At 65.5% G+C, this 2,294-nt stretch carries 1 protein-coding gene and 2 pseudogenes; 2 read left to right on the top strand and 1 reads right to left on the bottom strand.

All coding sequences use genetic code 11. The annotated features are described in order from the left end of the window. Window positions 1–270, top strand: a pseudogene (locus VGM71_RS00550) (S-methyl-5'-thioadenosine phosphorylase); the annotation flags it as partial. A 221-nt stretch (window positions 271–491) separates the two neighbouring features. Beyond that, a complete protein-coding gene (locus tag VGM71_RS00545; RefSeq protein ID WP_331541801.1) occupies window positions 492–1,721 on the top strand; it encodes a hypothetical protein in 1,230 nt (409 codons plus the stop codon). Between the two features lie 284 nt (window positions 1,722–2,005). Here the strand turns inward: VGM71_RS00545 and VGM71_RS00540 are convergent. Then, window positions 2,006–2,294 (bottom strand): annotated as a pseudogene (locus VGM71_RS00540) (5'-methylthioadenosine/S-adenosylhomocysteine nucleosidase); the annotation flags it as partial.

Raw genomic sequence — 2,294 nt, 5'->3', positions numbered from 1 at the left:
GCCATGGTCACCGACTTCGACTGCTGGCATCCCGACCATGACCATGTGCAGGTCGCCGACATCGTCCGCGTGCTGCTCGACAATGCCGAGCGCGCCAAGACCCTGGTGGAGAGGATGGCGCCACGGCTCCGCAAGACGCGGCCCGTGCCCTGCCCCGCCGGCTGCGACCGTGCGCTGGAGCATGCGCTCATCACTTCCCCCGCCGCCCGCGCGCCGGGGATGGTGAAGAAGCTCGAGGCCGTCGCGGGACGCGTGCTCAAGGCGCTGTAGCAAACGTTACCTCGTCGCGCGGGCAATCCTCTCCGCTGCATGGCACTCTGCGATACGTGTTGAAGCGCCTTGCAGCGCCTTTGTTTGCGCTCCTACTGGCAGCCGCCGGAAGAGCGGCAGCACAAGAAGTTTGCGCCTCCCCGGTGCTGGACGAGTCCGGCCAACGCCCGATCCCCAGTCGCTTTGTCTCGCTTGACCTTGTCACCGGTCTGCCGAGCCCCGTGATCACGATCCCGGGACGCGAAGGCCGATGGTGGATCAACGGTCATCGCCTCGCGCCGTACGCGGGCTTCTGGCCACTGGAGAGCTACCTCGACGCCCGGCGGCAGAAGCGCGAGCCCTGGAGCGGCCGCGTGGTGGCGACAACCTGGGCCCACGCCACCTCGGTTCTCGATCGGGGCGCCAACGCTTTTCGCCTGGTCGGAAACGCCTTCAACAATGCTTTCGTGCTTCCCCGGCAGCGGATCAGCGTCGCCTTCACCGGCGATTGGCACGCCATGGTGGTCGGACGCGACGCCCTGGAGCCGTGGGCGATGGAGGGCGAGTTCCGCGGACAGGGCATTCGCGGACTGACGGCCGTCTACGACTCCGATGTCCTGGAAGCCACGGTTGCGGTCGATCTGGATCAACGCCTTTGGGTGCGTACGGACGCAGGGCGCTGGCATCGACTGGAAACGCTTGGACGCTGGGAGTTTGGCGACGTGCTGGATGCTCCTCGCTCGGGTGCTGCGATCTATATCGGCCAGAAGACCATCCTCGCGATCCGCCGCAAAAATAGCGCCGCCTTCACCACGCACACTCTTGCCGACACGCCGGTCAACGACGCAGCCAATACCTTCTTTCGCTCGGCCCTGCTCGGAGAGCTGCTGCACTATGGCTCAGGCGGGTTCCTGAACATCGGAGAGCCGCGTTGGCAACGGCTGCGCGGGGCACAGTTCGAGGATATTCCCGGCCTGCCGCCGGGCTTACCGAAGCCCATCACCAGCTCTTCCATGTCGGCGCACGACCTTCCCAGCCTGGGAAAGGTGGTGTTGCGCGGCCCTGACGGTCTGTACCTCTACGATGGCGAACGCGCGACCTTGGTTGCCGACTCGGGCTGGACGAGCTCCATCGAACCCTACATCGACGACCTGTCCGGGATCGGCCGCGCAACGGTGCGTGTGCCGGGTCGAGCAGAGACCGTGATCGACGGCCGGCTGCGGTCCGTCCCGCAGATCGTGCCCTATCGCCTATTCGACTGGCCGGGAAGCGGCGTGGTCGGCTGGTTACGCGACCAGCTTGTCCTGTTCGACAAGGACTGGGCGGCGACGCCGATCGTGCTGCCGGGCCTGAGCGATCGCGCGACGATCTACGCTATCTCTCGAACTGCCAGCCCCCGCAGCGGCGCGCTTTTCGTCTCGACGTCAGAGGGGATATTCGTGCTCGCGCCTAAAGGATCGGCCTGCCTCTGAAGGAGAACAGCCTGTGAATAACTCGTTCTCGCGAGTCTCATTATGGGCAATGGCCGGCGTTTGAGGCACGATGGGAAGCGGCATTTTCCCATGGCCATTGCCCATAATAGGTGTTGGTGCCGCAACCGTGCTTAATGGTCTGCGTGCGAGGCAATGCCCGCGTGTGCAGGAGCACGAATGATATTGCGAGATTTCGACAGCGGCGCCAACCTCCGCCCCTCCGCCGTTTTCGACCGTTTTCACCGTTTTTGCCAAACGCGCGAATAACGGAAGAAACGGCTGCGTCAGATCACCGGCGCGAGCCGATGCGCGACCTGCGATGCGTATTGCGCCGCGATCGGCAGGAAGGCGCGGAAGTCGAGATGGCTGCTGCGGCCGGCGAGGTCGCTCAGGCAGCGCACGTTGACGAACGGGATGTCGCCGCCCCAGCGGCGCGCCACCTGGGCGACCGCGCCGCCTTCCATCTCGACCGCCTTGGCGGCGAACTCGCCATACAGGCGCTGCCGATGGTCCTCGGCGTTGATGAAGCAGTCGCCGGTCAGGATGGTGCCGAAGTGGACCGTCGGCAGGCGC

This window comes from Luteibacter sp. (assembly GCF_036499525.1).
Lineage (GTDB): Bacteria > Pseudomonadota > Gammaproteobacteria > Xanthomonadales > Rhodanobacteraceae > Luteibacter.
The sequence above is the reverse complement of the archived record's forward strand: the minus strand, read 5'-3'. Positions and strand labels throughout refer to the sequence as shown.